The organism is Cellulomonas sp. CW35, from assembly GCF_052378485.1.
Classification (GTDB): domain Bacteria; phylum Actinomycetota; class Actinomycetes; order Actinomycetales; family Cellulomonadaceae; genus Cellulomonas; species Cellulomonas uda.
Genome location: NZ_CP199000.1, coordinates 689,778 through 709,276 on the forward strand (window position 1 = coordinate 689,778; position 19,499 = coordinate 709,276).

The 19,499-nt window shown below is 75.5% G+C and carries 17 protein-coding genes; 11 read left to right on the forward strand and 6 right to left on the reverse strand.

From position 1 onward, the window contains the following. Positions 1-12: 12 nt before the first annotated feature. The 5 genes from ACT17Q_RS03290 to ACT17Q_RS03310 all read left to right on the forward strand — a co-directional run bounded on the left by ACT17Q_RS03290 (position 13) and on the right by ACT17Q_RS03310 (position 5,255). Positions 13-759: a LamB/YcsF family protein gene (locus tag ACT17Q_RS03290; RefSeq protein WP_444664719.1), complete on the forward strand. Its 747-nt coding sequence runs from the start codon at positions 13-15 to the stop codon at positions 757-759. Continuing rightward, complete coding sequence (locus ACT17Q_RS03295) at positions 756-1,490, forward strand: 5-oxoprolinase subunit B family protein (RefSeq protein ID WP_444664721.1); 735 nt, start codon at positions 756-758, stop codon at positions 1,488-1,490. The genes ACT17Q_RS03290 and ACT17Q_RS03295 overlap by 4 nt, the downstream gene beginning before the upstream one ends. Continuing rightward, on the forward strand, positions 1,487-2,425 hold the full coding sequence (locus ACT17Q_RS03300) for a biotin-dependent carboxyltransferase family protein (RefSeq protein ID WP_444664723.1): 939 nt from the start codon (positions 1,487-1,489) through the stop codon (positions 2,423-2,425). Before ACT17Q_RS03295 ends, ACT17Q_RS03300 begins: the two co-directional genes overlap by 4 nt. A 257-nt stretch (positions 2,426-2,682) precedes the next feature. Continuing rightward, positions 2,683-4,506 (forward strand): ribonucleoside triphosphate reductase, encoded by a 1,824-nt coding sequence (locus ACT17Q_RS03305; RefSeq protein ID WP_094180858.1) that lies wholly within the window; start codon positions 2,683-2,685, stop codon positions 4,504-4,506. Further along, a complete protein-coding gene (locus tag ACT17Q_RS03310) occupies positions 4,503-5,255 on the forward strand; it encodes an anaerobic ribonucleoside-triphosphate reductase activating protein (protein WP_444664725.1) in 753 nt (250 codons plus the stop codon). The genes ACT17Q_RS03305 and ACT17Q_RS03310 overlap by 4 nt, the downstream gene beginning before the upstream one ends. Here ACT17Q_RS03310 and ACT17Q_RS03315 read toward each other — a convergent pair. Beyond that, positions 5,242-6,012, reverse strand: coding sequence for a hypothetical protein (locus ACT17Q_RS03315; RefSeq protein WP_444664727.1), 771 nt, complete (start codon positions 6,010-6,012; stop codon positions 5,242-5,244). The two genes, ACT17Q_RS03310 and ACT17Q_RS03315, sit on opposite strands and share 14 nt — an antisense overlap. Beyond that, complete coding sequence (locus ACT17Q_RS03320; protein ID WP_444664729.1) at positions 6,009-6,593, reverse strand: RNA polymerase sigma factor; 585 nt, start codon at positions 6,591-6,593, stop codon at positions 6,009-6,011. The genes ACT17Q_RS03315 and ACT17Q_RS03320 overlap by 4 nt, the downstream gene beginning before the upstream one ends. 121 nt (positions 6,594-6,714) lie before the next feature. Here ACT17Q_RS03320 and ACT17Q_RS03325 point away from each other — a divergent pair, with 121 nt between their 5' ends. Together ACT17Q_RS03325 and ACT17Q_RS03330 are read left to right on the forward strand one after the other, a co-directional pair. Continuing rightward, positions 6,715-7,266: an RNA polymerase sigma factor gene (locus ACT17Q_RS03325; protein ID WP_094180854.1), complete on the forward strand. Its 552-nt coding sequence runs from the start codon at positions 6,715-6,717 to the stop codon at positions 7,264-7,266. Next, on the forward strand, positions 7,263-8,342 hold the full coding sequence (locus ACT17Q_RS03330; RefSeq protein WP_444664731.1) for a hypothetical protein: 1,080 nt from the start codon (positions 7,263-7,265) through the stop codon (positions 8,340-8,342). Before ACT17Q_RS03325 ends, ACT17Q_RS03330 begins: the two co-directional genes overlap by 4 nt. An 84-nt stretch (positions 8,343-8,426) precedes the next feature. On the opposite strand, the gene ACT17Q_RS03335 is transcribed toward ACT17Q_RS03330, so the two are convergent. Continuing rightward, positions 8,427-9,701, reverse strand: coding sequence for a hypothetical protein (locus ACT17Q_RS03335; protein WP_444664733.1), 1,275 nt, complete (start codon positions 9,699-9,701; stop codon positions 8,427-8,429). Next, entirely contained in the window at positions 9,698-10,237 is a 540-nt protein-coding gene (locus tag ACT17Q_RS03340) for a sigma-70 family RNA polymerase sigma factor (RefSeq protein WP_094180851.1), read from the reverse strand. Before ACT17Q_RS03340 ends, ACT17Q_RS03335 begins: the two co-directional genes overlap by 4 nt. Before the next feature lie 277 nt (positions 10,238-10,514). Here ACT17Q_RS03340 and ACT17Q_RS03345 point away from each other — a divergent pair, with 277 nt between their 5' ends. Continuing rightward, positions 10,515-12,824, forward strand: a complete 2,310-nt coding sequence (locus ACT17Q_RS03345; RefSeq protein WP_444664736.1) for a sodium-translocating pyrophosphatase — start codon at positions 10,515-10,517, stop codon at positions 12,822-12,824. A 106-nt stretch (positions 12,825-12,930) separates the two neighbouring features. On the opposite strand, the gene ACT17Q_RS03350 is transcribed toward ACT17Q_RS03345, so the two are convergent. Together ACT17Q_RS03350 and ACT17Q_RS03355 are read right to left on the reverse strand one after the other, a co-directional pair. After that, positions 12,931-13,650: a ThuA domain-containing protein gene (locus ACT17Q_RS03350; protein ID WP_444664738.1), complete on the reverse strand. Its 720-nt coding sequence runs from the start codon at positions 13,648-13,650 to the stop codon at positions 12,931-12,933. 185 nt (positions 13,651-13,835) lie between these two features. Next, positions 13,836-15,392, reverse strand: a complete 1,557-nt coding sequence (locus ACT17Q_RS03355) for a DUF7059 domain-containing protein (protein WP_444664739.1) — start codon at positions 15,390-15,392, stop codon at positions 13,836-13,838. A gap of 256 nt (positions 15,393-15,648) precedes the next feature. On the opposite strand from ACT17Q_RS03355, the gene proC reads away from it, so the two are divergent. The 3 genes from proC (at position 15,649) to ACT17Q_RS03370 (ending at position 19,463) form a co-directional block, all read left to right on the forward strand. Next, entirely contained in the window at positions 15,649-16,476 is an 828-nt protein-coding gene (proC, locus tag ACT17Q_RS03360) for a pyrroline-5-carboxylate reductase (protein ID WP_444664741.1), read from the forward strand. A 160-nt stretch (positions 16,477-16,636) separates the two neighbouring features. Further along, positions 16,637-17,662, forward strand: a complete 1,026-nt coding sequence (locus ACT17Q_RS03365) for a LacI family DNA-binding transcriptional regulator (protein WP_444664743.1) — start codon at positions 16,637-16,639, stop codon at positions 17,660-17,662. A gap of 169 nt (positions 17,663-17,831) precedes the next feature. Next, positions 17,832-19,463: a xylulokinase gene (locus ACT17Q_RS03370; protein ID WP_444664745.1), complete on the forward strand. Its 1,632-nt coding sequence runs from the start codon at positions 17,832-17,834 to the stop codon at positions 19,461-19,463. Positions 19,464-19,499: the final 36 nt, after the last annotated feature.

Sequence of the window (19,499 nt, forward strand, 5' to 3'; positions counted from 1 at the left end):
CAGGGTGGTGCCGTGGACCTCAACTGCGACCTGGGCGAAGGCTACGACGCGTGGGAGCCCGGCGTCGTGGGCGTCGACGAGGCGCTGCTGGGCGTCGTCACGAGCGCGAACCTGGCGTGCGGCGGGCACGCGGGTGACGAGCGCACGGTCGCGGCCGTCGCGCGTGTCGCGGCGTCGCGCGGGGTGGTGCTCGGCGCGCACGTCTCGTACGCGGACCGCGCGTCGTTCGGCCGGCGGTTCGTCGACGTCCCGCCCGACGAGCTCCGTGCCCAGGTGGCGGCGCAGCTGGCGCTCGTCGTCGGGGTGGCTGCGGCGCAGGGCGCGCGGGTCGCGTACGTCAAGCCGCACGGGGCGTTGTACAACGCGCTGGTGCACCACGAGGCGCAGGCCGTGGCGGTGCTCGACGCGACGCGCGACCTCCCGGTGGTGGGGCTGCCCGGCGCGGCGGTGCTCGAGGCGGCGCGTCGGCGTGGGGTGCGGACGGTCACGGAGGCGTTCGCCGACCGCGGGTACCGCGCGGACGGCACGCTCGTGCCGCGTGGGCAGGAGGGTGCGCTCGTCACGGACGCGGCACAGGTCGCCGAGCGGGTCGTGCGGATCGCCACCCGGGGCGTGGTGCGCGCGGTCGAGGGCGTCGACGTCGCGCTCGACGTCGAGACGGTGTGCGTGCACTCGGACACGCCGGGTGCGCTCGCGCTCGCGCACCAGGTCCGTGCGGCGCTGACCGCCGCGGGTGTCGCGGTGCGGTCCTTCACGTGAGCGAGCAGGTGAGCGAGGGCGCGCCCGGCCCGGGTCCGACGCGCGTCGTGCGGTTCGGGGCGGCCGCGCTGCTCGTCGAGCTGGCGGACCTGGCCAACGTACGCCGCGCCGACGCCGCGCTGCGCGCCGCGCGCCGGCACGACGAGCTGCTCGCGCTCGTCGAGGACCAGGTGCCGGCCGCCGAGTCCGTCCTGGTCCGCGTCCGGCCCGGCACGGACCTGCGCGCGGTCGCCGCGCGGGTGCGCGCGGTGCTGGCCGACGCGTCCCGGGCGGACGACGCGCCCGACGAGGGCCGGGTGCCCGGCTCGGCCGCGAGCGACGGTCCGGCGTCTGCGGGCGTCGCTCCGCCCGGCGCGCTCGTCGTGCTGCCGGTGACGTACGACGGGCCCGACCTGGCGGAGCTCGCGGAGCTGACGGGACGCACGGTCGAGGAGGTCGTCGCGCGCCATACGGCGGTGACGTACACGGTCGCGTTCGGCGGTTTCATGCCGGGCTTCGCGTACCTCGTCGGGCTCGACCCGGTGCTGCACGTGCCGCGCCGCGCGACGCCGCGCGAGCGCGTGCCCGCGGGGGCGGTCGCGGTGGCGGACCGGTTCGCCGCGGTGTACCCGGCGGCGACGCCGGGCGGGTGGCGGCTGCTGGGCACGTGCGCGACGGTGCTGTTCGACGTGCACCGCGACGAGCCGGCGCTGCTCACCCCGGGCACGTCGGTGCGGTTCGAGGCGCGATGAGTCCCGCCGGTGGGCGCCGTGCCGCGCTCGAGGTCCTCGACCCCGGGCTGCTGACGCTCGTGCAGGACCGTGGGCGTCCGGGCTGGGCGCACGTGGGGGTGGGCCGGTCGGGCGCGGCGGACGCGGGTGCGCTGCGCGCCGCGAACCGCCGGGTCGGCAACGACGACGACGCGGCGGGGCTCGAGGTGCTGCTGGGCGGTCTGCGCGTCCGTGCGGTCGGTGACGTGCTCGTCTCGGTCGGCGGCGCGGTCGTGGACCTGCGGGTCGACGGGCGCCCCGTGGGCCCGGACCTGCTGCTGCGGGACGGTGCGGAGCTCCTGCTCGGCCGGCCCGAGCGGGGTCTGCGGACGTACGTGGCGGTGGGCGGCGGCGTGGCGGTGGACCCCGTGCTGGGCTCGCGCGCGAGCGACCGGCTGGGCGGCCTCGGGCCGGCCCCGCTCGCCGCGGGCGACCTGCTGCCCGTGGGCGCCCCCGCGGGCGCGCTGAGCACCGACGGCACGGGCACGGGCGGCATGGCCACAGCCGGCACGGGCACGCCGGGCGCGCGCCCGCACGTGCGGCCCGACGAGGGCCCGGTGGTGCTCCGGGTCGAGCCCGGCCCGCACGCGCACTGGTTCGACCCGCGCTGGCCGGGGGTCCTGTGCGCGCCGGAGGGTTACGGCGTGCTGCCGGAGTCCGACCGTGTCGCGGTGCGGCTGGACGGGCCGCCGCTGGCCCGTGCGCGCGGCTTCGTCGGACGTGAGCTCGCCCCGGTCGGTCTGGTGCCGGGTGCGGTGCAGGTCCCACCCGACGGGCGTCCGGTGGTGTTCGGGGTGGACCACCCGGTGACGGGCGGGTACCCGGTGGTCGCGGTGCTGCACGCGGGGGACGTGGACGTGCTCGCGCAGGTGCGGCCGGGCGACGCGGTCCAGCTCGTGCTGCGTCTCGCGCTCTGACCCGGACGGCTCGACGCGCGGGGCCGGCGGCGACACGCCGAGGGCGTTCGGATGAATGTCCGCAGCGACACGCCGCGAGTTGGCGGCGGGTGCGCGCGCACCACCGGCCGCGTCGCCGCGGGGCGGGACCAACGTCCCAGTCGCGACGGGTCGGCGGTCATAGAAATGCCCACATCTTGTGAGCCGCGGACCAACGAACCACTACATCTGGTGATCGCGGCGAGATGCTGGAACCTGAACCCCAAGGAGCGCACACCATGCCCGAGCCCGCCGCCACGCCCGTCACCGTCGACGTCGCGTCCTCGATCGACGAGTACCTGGACCGCAGCGACTGGCGCGTCAACGCCAACGCCAACCAGGGCTACAGCCTCGGCGGCCTGATCCTGAACACCGCGGGCAAGGTCGTCGCGAACTACTGGCTCTCGGAGGTCTACCCGGCGCAGGTCGGGCAGGCGCACCGCGAGGGCGACCTGCACATCCACGACCTCGACATGCTGTCCGGCTACTGCGCCGGCTGGAGCCTGCGCACGCTCCTGCAGGAGGGCCTGGGCGGCATCCCGGGCAAGGTCGACGCGCGTCCCGCGAAGCACTTCTCGGCGGCGATCGGCCAGATCGTCAACTTCCTCGGCACGATGCAGAACGAGTGGGCGGGCGCGCAGGCGTTCTCGAGCTTCGACACGTACATGGCGCCGTACGTGCGCACCGACGAGCTGACGTACGAGCAGGTCAAGCAGGGCATCCAGGAGCTCGTCTACAACCTCAACGTGCCCAGCCGCTGGGGCACGCAGACGCCGTTCACCAACCTGACGTTCGACTGGGTGTGCCCGGACGACCTCAAGGACCAGGTGCCGATGGTCGGCGACGAGCCGTGCGACTTCACGTACGGCGACCTGCAGCCGGAGATGGACGTCATCAACCGCGCGTACATCGAGATCATGACGGAGGGCGACGCCACGGGCCGCGTGTTCACGTTCCCGATCCCGACGTACAACATCACGCAGGACTTCGACTGGCACAGCGCCAACGCGGACGCGCTGTTCACGATGACCGCGAAGTACGGCCTGCCGTACTTCCAGAACTTCATCAACTCGGAGATGAAGCCCGGGGACGTGCGGTCGATGTGCTGCCGCCTGCAGCTGGACCTGCGTGAGCTGCTCAAGCGCGGCAACGGGCTGTTCGGCTCGGCCGAGCAGACGGGCTCGATCGGTGTGGTCACGGTGAACTGCGCGCGCCTGGGGTACGTGTACCCGGGCGACGAGGCGGGGCTGCTGGTCCGGCTCGACGAGCTGCTGGACCTGGCCCGCACGAGCCTCGAGCTCAAGCGCGACGTGATCGGCCGGCTCATCGAGCAGGGCCTGTTCCCGTACACCAAGCGCTACCTGGCGAACCTCGACAACCACTTCTCGACGATCGGCGTCAACGGCCTCAACGAGATGATCCGCAACTTCTCGGGCGACGAGTACGACATCACCGACCCGCGCGGTCACCAGATGGCCGTGTGGCTGCTGGACCACGTGCGGCGCCGGATGGTCCAGTTCCAGGAGGAGACGGGCCACCTGTACAACCTCGAGGCGACGCCGGCCGAGGGCACGACGTACCGCTTCGCCAAGGAGGACCGGGCGCGCTTCCCCGGGATCCTGCAGGCGGGGACGGACGCCAACCCGTACTACACCAACTCCTCGCAGCTCCCGGTGGGCTTCACGGACGACCCGTTCGAGGCGCTCTCGCGGCAGGACGAGCTGCAGACGAAGTACACGGGCGGCACGGTGCTGCACCTGTACATGTCGGAGCGTCTGTCGACGCCGGACGCCGCACGCGAGCTGGTCCGCCGCTCGCTGTCCCGGTTCCGGCTGCCGTACCTGACGGTGACGCCCACGTTCTCGATCTGCCCGAACCACGGGTACCTCGCGGGCGAGCACCTCGAGTGCCCGAAGTGCGCGGACGCCGGACGCATGCAGGAGTGCGAGGTGTGGACGCGCGTCATGGGCTACCACCGGCCGGTCTCGTCGTTCAACGTGGGCAAGAAGGGCGAGCACGCCGAGCGCACGCACTTCCGCGAGTCCGTGGCGGCGCTGGCGTGACCCTCTCGACCAGCGGGCAGCCGCCCCTCACGCTCGGGCTGCCGGGCGTGGGGGCGGCGTCCGCCGTCCCGGTCCCCTCGCGGGAGCGCCGCGCGACGTGCGCGGGGGACCTGGTCATCGCGGGTCTCACCCCGATGTCGTCGTGCGACTGGCCCGGGCGGCTCGTCGCGACGGTGTTCCTGCAGGGCTGCCCGTGGCAGTGCACGTACTGCCACAACCACGCGATCCTCGACCCGCGCGCGCCCGGCCAGGTGCCGTGGCGCGACGTGCGTGACCTGCTCGCCCGCCGTGCCGGCCTGCTCGACGGCGTCGTGTTCTCAGGCGGCGAGCCCACCCGGCAGCCCGCGCTCGCGGACGCGATGCGCGAGGTCCGCGCCGCGGGCTTCGGCGTCGGCCTGCACACCGGCGGCGCCTACCCGCGCCGGCTCGAGGCACTGCTGCCGCTGGTCGACTGGGTGGGCTTCGACGTGAAGGCGCCGCGGGACCTGTACCGCGCGGTCGTCCGCGCGGGCGGTGAGACCACCGCGGCGGACCAGGCGTTCGCGAGCCTGCGCCTGGTGCTGGACTCGGGCGTCGACGTGCAGGTCCGCACCACCGTGGACCCGACCGTGCTGTCCGACGACGACGTGCGCGGCCTGACCGCGACGCTGCACGCCCTGGGGGTGCGGGACCACGTCCTGCAGGAGGTGCGCCCGGACGGGACGACGAGCGAGTACCGCGCCGCGCTCGCGCGTGTCAGGGCACGCTGACCTGACGGGGCTCGCCGACGAGCACGGCCTGCCCGGGTGCGCCGGCGGTCGTCTCGCTCACGTCCGCCGCGACGACCGGCCACGCCTCGACCAGGCCCGTGGGCTCGTCGGCGTCGCACGCGACGAGGTGCACGGCCTCGTCGAGCTGGACCCACATGTCGCTCGTCCCCTCGAGCCGGACCGTCCCGTCCTCGTCCGGCCACAGGTAGCCGACGACGACGCCGTGCTCGACGAGCGCGTACGTCACGGTCCGCGGGACCTGCGCGGTGACCCGCTGCCCGTCCCGCACCCCGACGGACACGGTGCTGGCGGGCGCGGCCTCGAGCGTGAGGCCCCGGGCCTCGGGCGGGGTGCCGAGCCGCACGGGCAGCCCGCAGTCGAACACGCCTGCCCACGGGGCAGGCCGGTCGGACGGCGAGGTGCCGGCGCCGGGCTCCGCGGTGCCGACGAACGCGGTGCTCGGCTGGGCCGTGGCGCGCGTCGCGTCCGGTCCGCTCGCACCGGGCGTCGCGCGCGCGCCCCCGAGCCCGCCCACGTGCGACGCGCCGAACGTGACCGCGCCGACCGCACCCGCGGCCGCGATCGTCGTGCCGGCGCGGCGTGCCGCCCGGCGGCGGCGCACGCGGGACGTGACGCGTCCGACGAGCGCGCCGTCGAGCGGGCCGCGGGCCGATCCCGCGGCGTCCGCCAGGTCGGTGAGCAGCTCGCCCAGCGGGTCGCCGGGTGCGTGCGCGGGGGTGTGGTGGGTGCGGCTCATCGGGTCCTCCTGGCGTGGACGGCGATCCGTTCGAGGATCGGCGGCTCGGGTGGGGCGTCGGACGCGGGCGACGCGTCCGACGTGGGTTCCAGATGGGTGCGCAGCGCGGCGCGGCCGTCGGACAGGTAGCGCTTGACGGTCCCGGTCGACAGGCCCAGGACCTCGGCGATCTCGCCGACGGGCAGGTCCTCCACGTGGTGCAGGACGACGCACGCCCGCTCGCGCGGGGTGAGGGTCGCGAGCGCCTGCGCCAGCGCGAGGCGGTTGCCGACCACCAGCTCGGGTGGTGCGTGCGGGCCGTCCGGCGGGCTCGTCTCGCGTGCCGCGGTCAGGTGCCGGATGGTCGCCCAGTGCCGCCGCCGGCGGAACCCGTCGACGAAGATCGTGTGCATCGCTCGTCGGACGTACGCCTCGGCGGAGCCGACCTCGTCCGCGCGCCGACGTCCCGAGAACACCTTGACCAGCGCGTCCTGCACCAGGTCCTCGGCGTCCCGCACGTCACCGGTCAGCAGGTACGCGTGCCCGAGCAGCGCGGGCCCGCGGTCGCGGACCAGCTCGTCCAGCACGCTCTGCCATGCCACGGCCCCGTCACCTCTCGTCGTCCGACCCTCTCACCCCACAGGACGGACGGGAGGTCGGGTCGGTTGGGGTCGGGTCGCGGATCGGCTCAACAGCGCGGCGTCCTGCGGCAGTCTCCTGGGTATGGACAGCGACGCGCTCACGCGACCACCGGTCGCGCCCGTGCACGACGAGGTCGCCCGGTTCCTCGCCGAGCACCGGCGGGCCCTCGTGCGCGTCGCGCTCGGCCTGACGCGCGAGCCCGCGGGTGCCGAGGACCTCGTGCAGGACACCGCGGTGCGGCTCCTGCGGCACTGGGACAAGGTGCGCGCCGCGCGCAGCCCGTTCGCGTACGCGCGGACCATGCTGGTGCGGCTCTACCTCGACCAGGTGCGCGGCACCGAGGTCGAGGTCGTGGGGGCCCGGCGGCGTGAGCCCGTCGCGCCCGACGAGATCGCGCACCTCGAGTCGGTGGACGCCGCCGTGTCGATGATCGCCGGCCTGCCGCCCCGGGCCCGCGCGGTGCTCACCCTGAGGTACGTCGAGGACCTCGACGACCGCGCGATCGCCGAGGTGCTCGGCATCACGCGGTCCACCGTGCGCGTGACCGCGCACCACGCGCTGCGCCGGCTCTCGGTGACCGAGACCGCACGCCGCGACCGGCAGGACCGACCGGGACCGAGGGAGCCACGATGAGCATCACCGAGCACGAGCTCGCGGTCGTGTTCCGCGCGCGCGTCGACGACGAGGCGGACGCGCTGCTGAGCGCACACCCCGGGCCGCTCACGCTCCCGGTGCCCGAGCCGGACCCGGCGGGCGCCGCCCCTGCGGCGGACCTCGCGGGCCCGGTGCCCGTGCGCCCCCTGCCCGTGGGCCCCGTGCCTGTGCGCCCCGTGCGTGTGCGCCGCTCGGCGCCCGGCGCGCCCGGCCTCCCGGGGCTCACCGGTCCGTGGCGGGTGGTCGCGCTCGCGGCTGCGGCCGCGCTCGTCGTCGCGGGGGCGGCGGCGGTGCTCGTCGGCCGGTCGGGCGACGTCCGCCCTCAGCCGGCCGCGCCGGAGCCCGAGCCGACGTGGACGGTCGGCGCGTGGACCATGCACACCGACGGTGGCATGGAGGCGCTCCGGGTCGCGCACCTGCAGGTCGTCGACGGCTGCCTCGCGGTGGGCCCGCGCACCCTGCTCGTCGTCGACCCGAGCAGCTGGCTGTGGCAGGACGGCGTGCTGCTGCACCGCGGCACGGGCCGCACGTTCGAGCTGGGCGACACGTTCCTGCTCGGCGGCGGTGAGGCGCCCGCGGCGCAGTCCCGCGCGGCGCAGCGCGACGTGCCCGCGTCGTGCGCGGACTTCGACGGCGGACTGTGGTCCCCGAGCGACCCGCAGGCGGGCCCCGCGATCGTCGACGGCTCGGGCACGCTGCCGGTCGCGGCGCTCGACACGAGCGGGCTCCGCGTCGAGCCCGTCGACGGGCTGCCGGCCGGTCCCGCGGTCGAGGGGCGGCTCATGGTGGTCGACGGCTGCCTCGCCGTGGCCCCGGACGTGCTCCTCGGCGTGGACCACGGGTGGCTCTGGGACGGTGCGACCGGTGCGCTGACCTGGGTGCCGAGCGCGCAGAGCGAGCCGCTGCGCCTCGGGGACGCGGTGCGCGTCGAGGGGATGCGCGTGCCGGCCGCGCGGGTGCGTGCCGAGGGCGGCACGCTGCCCGCCTCGTGCGCGGGCTTCACGGGCGACGTGCTGCTCGCGACGGGGGCTCACCCGGCCGCCTCGGCCGGGTGAGCCCTCTGGGTGGACGTGCCCGTCGCCCTCACGCGTGCGGCGGACCGTGACGGTGCAGGTCCTGCCGCACGGCCTGCGGACCGGTCAGCGGACGACGACCCGCCACGGGCCCCCCGCGACGTCCCACGCCGAGGCCGGGTCCGGACCGCCCCCGGCGCGGTCCGGGATGACGTCCGTGACCGCCCACACCTCGTACTCGCCGGGGTCGAGCGCGGGCCCGGCGCTGCCGTCAGCCGAGCAGGCGAGCAGCCGCGCGCCCGCCTCGAGCCACAGGGACCCCCCGGGGTCGAGCGACATCGCGTGCCCCACGGACTCGACCGCGTCGAGCCCGCCCACGACGCGGCCGTCCTGCACCACGACGAGCGTCGGTGTGCTCGCGGTCGCGTCGAGACGCTCGGGCCCGTCGTTCGTGAGCTTGACCTGCACGACGAGCCGCTCACCGGCACGCGCGGTCGTCGGGGCACCGGGTGCCGACAGGCGGGACGGTGCGGGGTTGGTCCGCGGGTCCGCGAGGTCCCGCAGCTCGTCGTCGCTCGCCCCGCACGTCGCCGGGCCGGTCGGTGCGGGAGGAGCGTCGTCGTCGGCCACCGTGACCGCGAGCGGCTCGCTCGTCGCGCGGGCGACCCACTCGGTCGTGGAGTCCCCCTGCGACCAGCCCAGCGTGCGGGTCGCGACGAGCTCGTAGTCACCCGGTGCGAGCTCGGCGGGCTCGCCGGTGGCGCACGAGACGAACGTCGAGTCGATCTCGGTGTCGAGCGGGAACGGCTGGGGCTGGACGTCGACCGCGACCTGCGTGGCCTGCTGCAGCGACATGTCCTGCCACCCGTCGAGCACCGCGACCACTGCGCCGTCCTGCACCAGCACGAGCGTGCCCGCGATCGTCCACCCCTTCGGCTCGCTGACCAGCGACGCCGTCGGTGCGTCCACGTCCACGCGCACGAGGCCCCGCCACGCGCCGCTCGGCCTGAGCACGGCGTCGGCCTCGAGGCTCGTGGTCACGCGCCAGAAGTCCCCGTCGTCCGTCGCCGCGTTCCCGCTCCCCGGACGGATGCCGTCACCCGCACGCAGACCGGCGAGGGTCCGGCGGCACTCGGCCGGCGCGTGCGCCGCGACCGACGCGTGCGCGGCGACCGGCGCGGGTGTCGTCCCCTCGCCGCGCAGCAGCGGCGGCACGGCGAGCGCGACGCCGCCGACGACGAGCGCGACGGCACCCGCCGCACCCGCCGTGCGCGCCCGCCGTCGGCGCCGCGCCCGCGTGCGGACCAGCTCCACGGGCACCTCGTACGCCAGTGCCTCGGGGGAGCGCTCCGCGTGCGGCAGCGCGTCGGCCAGGGGGTTGCGGTTCTCGTGCTCGGTCATGGCCGGGCCCTCCCAGGGGTCAGCGGCACCGTCTCGTCCGTCCCGTCCGGGAGCGGGCCGAGCAGCGCCTCGAGCTTGTGACCGGCGGTCGACAGGTACCGCTTCACGGTGCCGTCGGCCAGGCCCATCCGGGCCGCGACCTGCGGGACCGTGAGGTCCTCGCACCAGCGCAGCACCGCTGCCGCGCGCTCCTGCGGCGCGAGGGTAGCGAGCGCGGAACGCACGTCCAGGCCCGCACCCACGGCGGTCGCCGGGTCGCGCGCGGGCTCGTCGTGCCGCCCCAGCAGGTGCCGCACCGCCGCCCACCGCGTCCGACGACGCGCGTCGTCGAGGAAGACGGACAGGATCGCGCGGCGCACGTACGCCTCGGCGTCGTCGGGCGAGAAGCCCGAGCGCCGCCGCGCGAACGTGCGCACCAGGGCCTCCTGCACCAGGTCCTCGGCGGCGTGCCGGTCACCCGTCAGCAGGTGGGCGTAGCCGAACAGCGCCCGCCCGCGCTCGCGGGCCAGCACGGCCAGCAGGTCCTCGTCGCCCACGTGTCCTCGTCCGTCCGTCCGGTCACGAGTCCGGCGGTCGCCGTCCTCATCAGCCAGGACGACGAACCCGTGCGAACCGTTGTACCGGAGCGTGCACCCTCGCGGGGCCGACTCGTCGTACCGCGGCCCGACGCCGGGGACGAAGGTCTGTCGACTCCTGGTCATCCGTCCGTTACTGAGCGGTATGAGCCCGTGGCTAGACTGCGCGGGTCGCACGGCAACGGGGCCGGGCGCGCGCGGGCGTGCAGGGGGTGCGCCCGAGGTCCGAGGAGGGTGCATGGTCGAGCTCGGTTCCACGAGCCTGACGATCGTCGGGGTCATCGCGGGGCTCGCAGTCGCCTCGCTCGTCGTCGCGGCGGTGCTGCGGCGGCAGGTCCTGGCGGCCGGCGAGGGCACGGCGTCGATGCAGCAGATCGCCAAGGCGGTGCAGGAGGGTGCGTCCGCGTACCTCAACCGGCAGTTCCGCACGCTGGCGCTGTTCGCGGTCGTCGTGTGCGCGTTGCTGTTCCTGCTTCCGGGCGACGGGGGCGTCAAGCTCGGCCGGTCGCTGTTCTTCCTGGTGGGCGCCGCGTTCTCGGCGTCCATCGGCTTCCTGGGCATGTGGCTGGCCACGCGCGCGAACCTGCGCGTCGCGGCGGCCGCGTCGCTGCCCGGAGGCCGGGCCGAGGGTGCGCGCATCGCGTTCCGCACGGGCGGCGTCGTCGGCATGTCCGTGGTGGGCCTCGGCCTGCTCGGCGCCGCGACCGTCGTGCTGATCTACAAGGGTGACGCACCCGCCGTGCTCGAGGGCTTCGGGTTCGGGGCCGCGCTGCTCGCGATGTTCATGCGCGTCGGCGGCGGCATCTTCACCAAGGCCGCGGACGTCGGCGCGGACCTCGTCGGGAAGGTCGAGCAGGGCATCCCCGAGGACGACCCGCGCAACGCCGCGACCATCGCGGACAACGTGGGCGACAACGTCGGCGACTGCGCGGGCATGGCGGCCGACCTGTTCGAGTCGTACGCCGTGACGCTCGTCGCCGCGCTCATCCTCGGCCGCGCCGCGTTCGGCGAGCAGGGCCTGGTCTTCCCGCTCATCGTCACCGCGGTCGGGGCGCTCGTCGCGGCGCTGGGCGTCGCGATCACGCGCGTGCGCGGCGCCGAGAGCGGGCTCACCGCCATCAACCGCGGGTTCTACGTGTCCGCCGTCGTGGGCGTGCTGCTCGCCGCGCTCGCCGCGTTCGTGTACCTGCCGTCCACGTTCGCGGAGTTCACCGACGGCACCGCGGGACTCACCGACCACGGCGGCGACCCGCGGCTGATCGCGACCGCGGCGGTGGCCATCGGCGTCGTCCTGGCCGGCGTCATCCTGTGGGTCACGGGCTACTTCACGGGTACGACGAGCAAGCCCACGCTGCACGTCGCCGAGACGACCCGCACGGGTGCGGCCACGGTCGTGCTGTCCGGCATCGGCGTCGGGTTCGAGTCCGCCGTCTACACCGCGGGCATCATCTGCGCGGCGATCTGCGGCGTGTTCCTCATCGCGGGCGGCAACGTCGCGCTGTCGCTGTTCCTCATCGCGCTCGCCGGGTGCGGCCTGCTCACGACCGTCGGCGTGATCGTCGCGATGGACACGTTCGGGCCGGTCTCGGACAACGCGCAGGGCATCGCCGAGATGTCGGGCGACGTCTCCGAGGAGGGCGCGCAGATCCTCACCGACCTCGACGCGGTCGGCAACACCACCAAGGCCGTCACCAAGGGCATCGCGATCGCCACCGCGGTGCTCGCCGCGACCGCCCTGTTCGGCTCGTACGCCGACGCCGTCGCCAGCAAGATCTCCGAGATCGGGAACGCGCCGGCCGACGACCTGGTCGCCGCGATGATGGACTACGACATCATCAGCCCGGTGACGCTCGTCGGCGTCATCCTCGGTGGTGCGACGGTGTTCCTGTTCTCGGGTCTCGCGATCGACGCCGTCACGCGCGCCGCGGGCGCGATCGTGTTCGAGGTGCGCCGCCAGTTCCGCGACTTCCCGGGCATCATGACCGGCGAGGTCCGGCCCGAGTACGGCAAGGTCGTCGACATCTGCACGCGCGACTCGCTGCGCGAGCTCGCCACGCCCGGGCTGCTCGCGGCGTTCGCGCCCATCGCGGTCGGGTTCGGCCTCGGCATCGGCCCGCTGGCGGGCTTCCTCGCGGGTGCGATCGGCAGCGGCGTGCTCATGGCCGTGTTCCTCGCGAACTCGGGCGGTGCGTGGGACAACGCGAAGAAGATCGTCGAGGACGGCCGCCACGGCGGCAAGAACTCCCCGGCGCACGCGGCGGCCGTCATCGGTGACACCGTCGGCGACCCGTTCAAGGACACCGCCGGCCCCGCGATCAACCCGCTCATCAAGGTCATGAACCTCGTGTCGGTGCTCATCGCACCCGCGATCGTCGTGGTCTCGTTCGGCGAGGACGCCAACACGGCGCTGCGTCTGTCGATCGCGGTGGTCGCGGCGCTCATCGCGTTCGGTGCGGTCATCGCGAGCCGCCTGCGGGCCGCGCGCGTGGACCGCGAGGGTGCGCTCGCGCATGCCCTCGAGGAGCCGGACGTCGTCACGGCCTCCTGACCCACCGGCTCACCGAACCGTTCCTCGACGAGCGCGGCACCCCCGGGTGCCGCGCTCGTCCCACGTCCCGGGGTGGACGGCGGGGCCGTCGGCGGGTGCGGGACCGTCAGGGGTGCAGGAGCCAGGCGAGCTCGGAGGCGAGCAGCGCGCGGCGCGAGGGGGACGCCATGGAGCGGGCGTCGTGCCCGAGCGCGTCGTACAGCACCCGGCCCGCGCCCGGCACGGTCCACACCACCGGGTGCTCGCCTGCGGTCCCGTGCGTCCCCGCCTCGTCGGCTGTCACGTCCGCGACGACGAGCACGTGGACGCCGGGGTCGACGGCGAGGTCGGCGTACCGCTCGTCGTCGGCGGTGACGGTGCGCAGGCTCCAGGTGACCGGGTGCTCGTCGTCGACGACGCGGAACGTCGTCGGCCCTTGGGCGGGGTGCCAGGACCGGCCGGGGACCCAGCGCCCGCCGATCGTCGCCGCCCACCGCGGGTCGTCCGCGAAGACGCACGCGGACGCGTGCAGCGCGAGCACGGCGGTGCCGCGCTCGACGAGCGCGTGACGGGCGTCGTGGAACGGCTGCCAGGCAGGCGAGTCCTCGTCGGGCTGCTGGCCGGGGTCACCGCTCGCGGCGACGACGAGCACGTCCGGCAGCCACGCCTCGCCGTCCGGACCGGGCTGCTGCGCGAGGTCGTCGAACGTCGACGGCCGGGTGCTGCGCACCCGCACCTCGTGCCCGAGCGCCCGCGCGACCTGTGCGACCTCGTCGCCCTGGGCGGCGTGGTCGTGCCACGGGTCCGCGTACCGACCGGCTCCCACGAGCACCAGAACTCGTCCCACGCCCCCACCCAACCACGACGACCGCCACGCGCCCACCGGCTGCGTCGGACGTCGAGCGGCCGGGACCCGCGCCCCGCACCACCGACCCCGCGGTTGCTCCGGCTCGGGCGCCCGAGACCCGGAGGAAGGGTGGGGTCGTCGAGGTGCGGGCGGGGCAGGTGGGTCGAGGACCGGTCGGTCGGCGCTCAGGTCGAGGCGGGCAGGAGGAGGCCGTCCTCGACGAGACCCCGCACGGTCGGCAGGACGTCCGCCGCGACCGCGTCCGCGCCCACGTCGAGCAGCGCTCCGAGCGCGCCGACGAGCTGCCCGACCGTGAGCTCGCCGTCGCACGCGCCGACGAACCCCGCCGCGGCGGTCCCGACCTGCACCGTGCGGCCGAACCCGCCGCCCTGCCGGAGCAGGACGATGCGCGGGTCCACGTCGCCGGGCGCGAGGTAGCGCTCCTCGGTCACGTCCGCGGCGACGACGAGCCGCTCGCGGGCGAGCGCGTCGTCGTCGCGCGCGGCGAGCCAGTCGTGCGCGGCCAGTGCCGCGGCGACCGCGGGCCCGAGCGGCTGGCGGACCGTGCCGGTGACCTCCTCGAGGCGGCGCAGGCGTGGCCGGTCGTCGTCGGCGGGGCGCCGCAGGGTGACGACCCCGAACCCGACGGCTTCGACGTCGCGGCTCGCGAAGTCGTCGAGCCACGCGTCGTAGCGCGCGGCCCAGCCGGCCGGGTCACGCTCGGGGGTCGTGCCGCCGTCGCGGATCCAGGTCTCGGCGTACTGCGCGGGGTCGAGGAGCTCGCGCTGCACGACCCACCCGTCGAGCCCGGACTCGTCGACCCACGCCCCGACGCGCTCGTGCCACGTCTGGCCGGCGCGCACCTCCCAGTTGCCGAGGAGCTGGGCGACGCCGCCCGGCGCGAGCACGGCGCCGACCCCGGTGACGAGGTCGCGCACGAGGTCGTCGCCCGCGCGTCCGCCGTCGCGGTACTCGTACGCGGGGACGTCGGCGCGGCGGGGGGTGATGACGAACGGCGGGTTGCTCACGACGAGGTCGAACGCCTGCCCGGCGACGGGCTCGAGCATCGACCCCTCGCGCAGCGTGACCCGGTCCGGCCGGACGCCCGCGAGCGTCGCGTTGAACCGCGCGAACCCGAGCGCCCGGGCCGAGATGTCGGTCGCTGTGACGTGCCGCACGTGCCGGGCGGCGTGCAGGGCCTGGACCCCGCACCCCGTGCCGAGGTCGAGCGCACGGGCGCGCTCGTCGCGCACGGTGACCTGCGCGAGCGTCGTCGACGCTCCGCCCACCCCCAGCACGTGGTCGGTGCGCAGCGCGCCGCCGGTCGCGAGCTCGCCGAGGTCGGACGCGAGCCACCACGTGGCGTCGCCGCGTCCGTCGGTGGCCGCGTAGGGGCGCAGGTCGACGAGCGCGCGCACCTCGTCGTCGGCGCCCGCTCCCGCCGCCGTGACGAGGCCGAGCCGCTGGGCGCCGTCCACCCCGAGGCGGGGGAGGGCGCGTGCGACGAGCGCGGCCGGTACCGCCGTGCCGAGCACGAACAGGCGCACGAGCGCCGCGACGCGAGCGTCGGCTCCGGTCGCCGCGGCCGTGGCACGCAGCGCGGGGACGGTCTCCTCGCGGTGCAGCGCCGCGGTCGCGACCGGTCCGAGCATCTCCTCGACGTGCTCGACGTCGTACCCGGCGTCCTCGAGGTCGGCTCTCAGCGCGTCGACGAGCCGCGGCTCGGTCTGGGGGACGTCCACGCCCCCATCCTCCCCGACGGCCGTGCGCCCGCCCGACGACCCCGCGGTTGCTCCGGCTCGCGGGCTCCTGAGCCGGAGGAAGCGCGGGCTCGGCGGGCTGGGGGGTGGGGGCGGGGCTCGGTAGGCTCACCGCGGTCCTCGCGGCGGCCCCGGCGGCCGACGACGGAGCGCGGACGGACCAGGCAGCGGACCAGGCAGCGGACCAGGCAGCGGACCAGGCAGCGGACCAGGCAGCGACGAGGAAGGTGGCGTCACCATGACCGAGCAGGAGCGCGGCGGGAGCACCCCCGCGGTGGCGGTGCTGGGCGGGGGCGTCATGGGCGAGGCCCTGGTGGCCGCGCTGCTGGCGGGCGGGTGGCCCGCCGACCGGGTCGAGGTGACCGAGCAGTCGCGTCAGCGCGGCGACGAGCTGGCGCAGCGGCACGGGGTGCGGACGGACGGGACCAACGCCGAGGCCGCCGCGCGCGCGGACGTCGTCCTGCTCGCGGTGAAGCCCGCCGTCGTCCCCGCCGTGCTCGACGAGGTCGCCGCGCACCTGACCGCGGGTGCGCTCGTCGTGAGCGTGGCCGCCGGGGTGCCGATCGCGGCGTACGAGGAGCGGCTGCCCGCCGGGACGCCGGTGGTGCGGGTGATGCCGAACACGCCCGCGGTCGTCGGCAAGGGGGCGAGCGCGATCGCCGCCGGGACGCACGCCTCCGACGAGCACCTCGCGCTCGTGGAGCGGGTGCTCGCGGCGACCGGGCTGGTCGTGCGCGTCGCGGAGAAGGACCTCGACGCGGTCACGGCGATCTCCGGCTCGGGTCCGGCCTACGCGTTCTACCTGATCGACGCGATGGCGGAGGCCGGCGTGCTGCTCGGCCTCACGCGTGACCTGGCGACGCGTCTGGCGGTCGCGACGGTCGAGGGCGCGGGCGCGCTCGCGGCCGGTGGCGAGCACCCTGCGGTGCTGCGCGAGCGGGTGTCGTCGCCGGGCGGGACGACCGTCGCGGCGGTCGCGGAGCTCGACGCGCACGCGGTGCGTGCCGGTGTGGTCGCGGCGGCGCGCGCCGCGTACGAGCGCTCGCGCGAGCTCGGCCGCGCCTGACCACGTCACCGCCACCTCGTCGGGCGGCACCACCCGCGTGTCACCCTCCGGTCACGTCACCGTGGAGGGGCCGGTGGCCCTACGGTACGTAGGGGGCGATGCGCGGTACCTGGGGTACCCGCCGATCGCGGCGCGCGGCGTCGCACGAGGGAGCACACGGATGTCGACGGACTCGGGGAGCCGGCCGCCTGCCATGAGCGACGTGGCGCTGGCCGCGGGTGTCTCGCACCAGACGGTGTCACGGGTCCTCAACGGGCACCCGAGCGTGCGCCCGGAGACGCGGGACCGCGTCCAGGCCGCGATCGCGTCGCTGGGTTACCGGCGCAACAGCGCGGCGCGTGCGCTCGTGACGCGTCGCTCGGACACGCTCGGGGTGGTGACGCCGGCCTCGGCGCTGTACGGGCCGACGAGCACGCTCGTCGCGTTCGAGCAGGCGGCGCGTGAGGCCGGCTGGTACGTCTCGGTCGCGACGATGCGCCGGTTCACCGCGGAGTCCATGCGCGGTGCGGTGGAGCACTTCCTCGACCACGGCGTCGACGCGCTGGTCGTGATCGCCCCCACGCGTGAGGTCGCGGCGGCCGTCTCGGGCCTCGACGTGCCCGTGCCGGTCGTGCTCATCTGCTCCGCGCTCGAGCTGCGCGAGACCGCGGGTGTGCTGTCCGTCGGCGTCGACCAGCGGCTGGGCGCGCGGCTCGCGACGCGGCACCTGCTCGCGCGCGGGCACACGGAGGTGCTGCACGTGGCCGGCCCGCAGGACTGGTTCGACGCGCAGGACCGGCTCGCGGGCTGGCGTGAGGAGTGCGCGGCGGCGGGCGTCGTGGTGCGCGAGCCGATCGTCGCGGGCTGGTCCGCGGACGCGGGGTACGACGTGGGCCGTGAGCTCGCCGCGCGCGGGCGGGTCCCGGAGTCGATCTTCGCCGCGAACGACCAGCTCGCGCTGGGTCTCGAGCACGCGTTCTGGGACGCGGGGATCCGCGTGGGGCAGGACGTCGCGCTGGTCGGGTTCGACGACGAGGTCGGCTCGGCGCACTACCTGCCGCCGCTGACGACCGTGCGGCAGGACTTCGTGCGGCTCGGTACGCTCGCGATCGAGGTGCTGCGGGGTGCGCTGGGCAGCAGCGAGCGGCGCGGTGCGCCGCGGTTGGTGCCGCCGGAGATCGTCGTGCGGCGCAGCTCGGGCGTGTAGCTCCGGCACCAGCCCGGCCCGGGGCCCGCAGTCCGCTGCCGGTTCGGGCCCGTCCGTACGCGTTCCTGGACGCCGGGCGGGTCACATGGTGTACGTCCACCGGTGTGAGCGTTAACATCTAGGGGTCGCCCTGCGGGGGGATGTGGACAGGGACGTGCGAAGGGGCGCGATGACCGAGAACGTGACGCCGCAGGGCGTCGACCAGGAGGCACGAGCCGCGCGGATCCGGGACGACATCGTCGCCGGCCGCACGGCGCTCGGGATCGAGCTCGGCTCGACGCGCATCAAGGCGTGCCTCGTCGGGCCCGACTGCGCGCCCGTCGCCACCGGCGCGCACGAGTGGGAGAACCAGCTCGTCGACCGCCGCTGGACGTACGCGCTCGAGGACGTGTGGGCCGGGCTGCAGGACGCGTACGCGTCGCTCGTCGCGGACGTCGAGCAGCGCTACGGCGTGCGCCCGACGACGTTCGGCGGGATCGGCGTCTCGGCGATGATGCACGGCTACCTCGCGTTCGACGCCTCCGACGAGCTGCTCGTCCCGTTCCGGACGTGGCGCAACACCAGCACCGGACCCGCCGCAGCCGAGCTGTCGGCCCTGTTCGGCCACAACATCCCGCTGCGCTGGTCGGTCGCGCACCTCTACCAGGCGGTCCTCGACGACGAGCCGCACGTGCCGCACGTCGCGTTCGTCACGACCCTCGCCGGCTACGTGCACTGGCGCCTCACGGGCGAGAAGGTGCTGGGCATCGGCGACGCGTCGGGCATGTTCCCGATCGACACGGCGACGCGCGACTACGACGCCGCGATGCTCGCGTCCTTCGACACGCTCGTCGCCGACCGTCGCCCGGGCACCCGCCTCGTCGACCTGCTGCCCGCCGTCCGCGTCGCGGGCCAGGACGCGGGCCGGCTCACCGCCGCGGGCGCCGCGTTGCTCGACCCGACCGGCACGCTCGTCGCCGGCGCGCCGCTGTGCCCGCCCGAGGGCGACGCGGGCACCGGCATGGTCGCGACGAGCTCGGTGGCGCCGCGCACCGCGAACATCTCGGTCGGCACGTCGATCTTCGCGATGGTCGTGCTCGAGAAGCCGCTGTCGCAGGTGCACGACGAGCTCGACCTCGTCACCACGCCGTCCGGCGACCTCGTCGCGATGGTGCACTGCAACAACGGCGCGAGCGAGCTCGGCGAGTGGGCGCAGGTGTTCGGCCGGTTCGCGCAGGTGCTGGGCCACCCCTCGTCGCCCGACGACGTGTTCGGCGCCCTGCTGCGCGAGGCGCTCGACGGTGACGCCGACGGCGGTGGCCTGCTCGCCTACAACTACCTGTCCGGCGAGCCCGTCACGGGCCTGACCGAGGGCCGCCCGCTGTTCGTGCGCACCCCCGACAGCCGGCTCACGCTCGCGAACTTCATGCGCGCGCAGGTCTACGGCGCGTTCGGCACGCTCAGCCTGGGCATGCGCGTCCTCGCCGCCGAGGGCGTCGAGCTCGACGCGATGTACGCGCACGGCGGCCTGTTCCGCACCGCCGGCGTGGCGCAGCGGCTCCTCGCGGCCGCCGTCGGCGCTCCCGTCGCGGTCGGCAGCGCCGCAGGGGAAGGTGGTGCCTGGGGGATCGCGGTGCTCGCCGCGTACCTGCAGCACGCCGCCGACCGTGACCTGGGCACGTACCTCGCGCAGGACGTGTTCGGCGACGCGCAGATCGACGTCGTCGAGCCCGACCCCGACGACGTGCGCGGGTTCGCCGCGTACCTCGAGCGGTACGAGGCCGGCCTCGCCGTCGAGCGCGCCGCCACCGACGCGATCTGACCCACGAGCCACCATGACCACCAGCACCACGCAGGA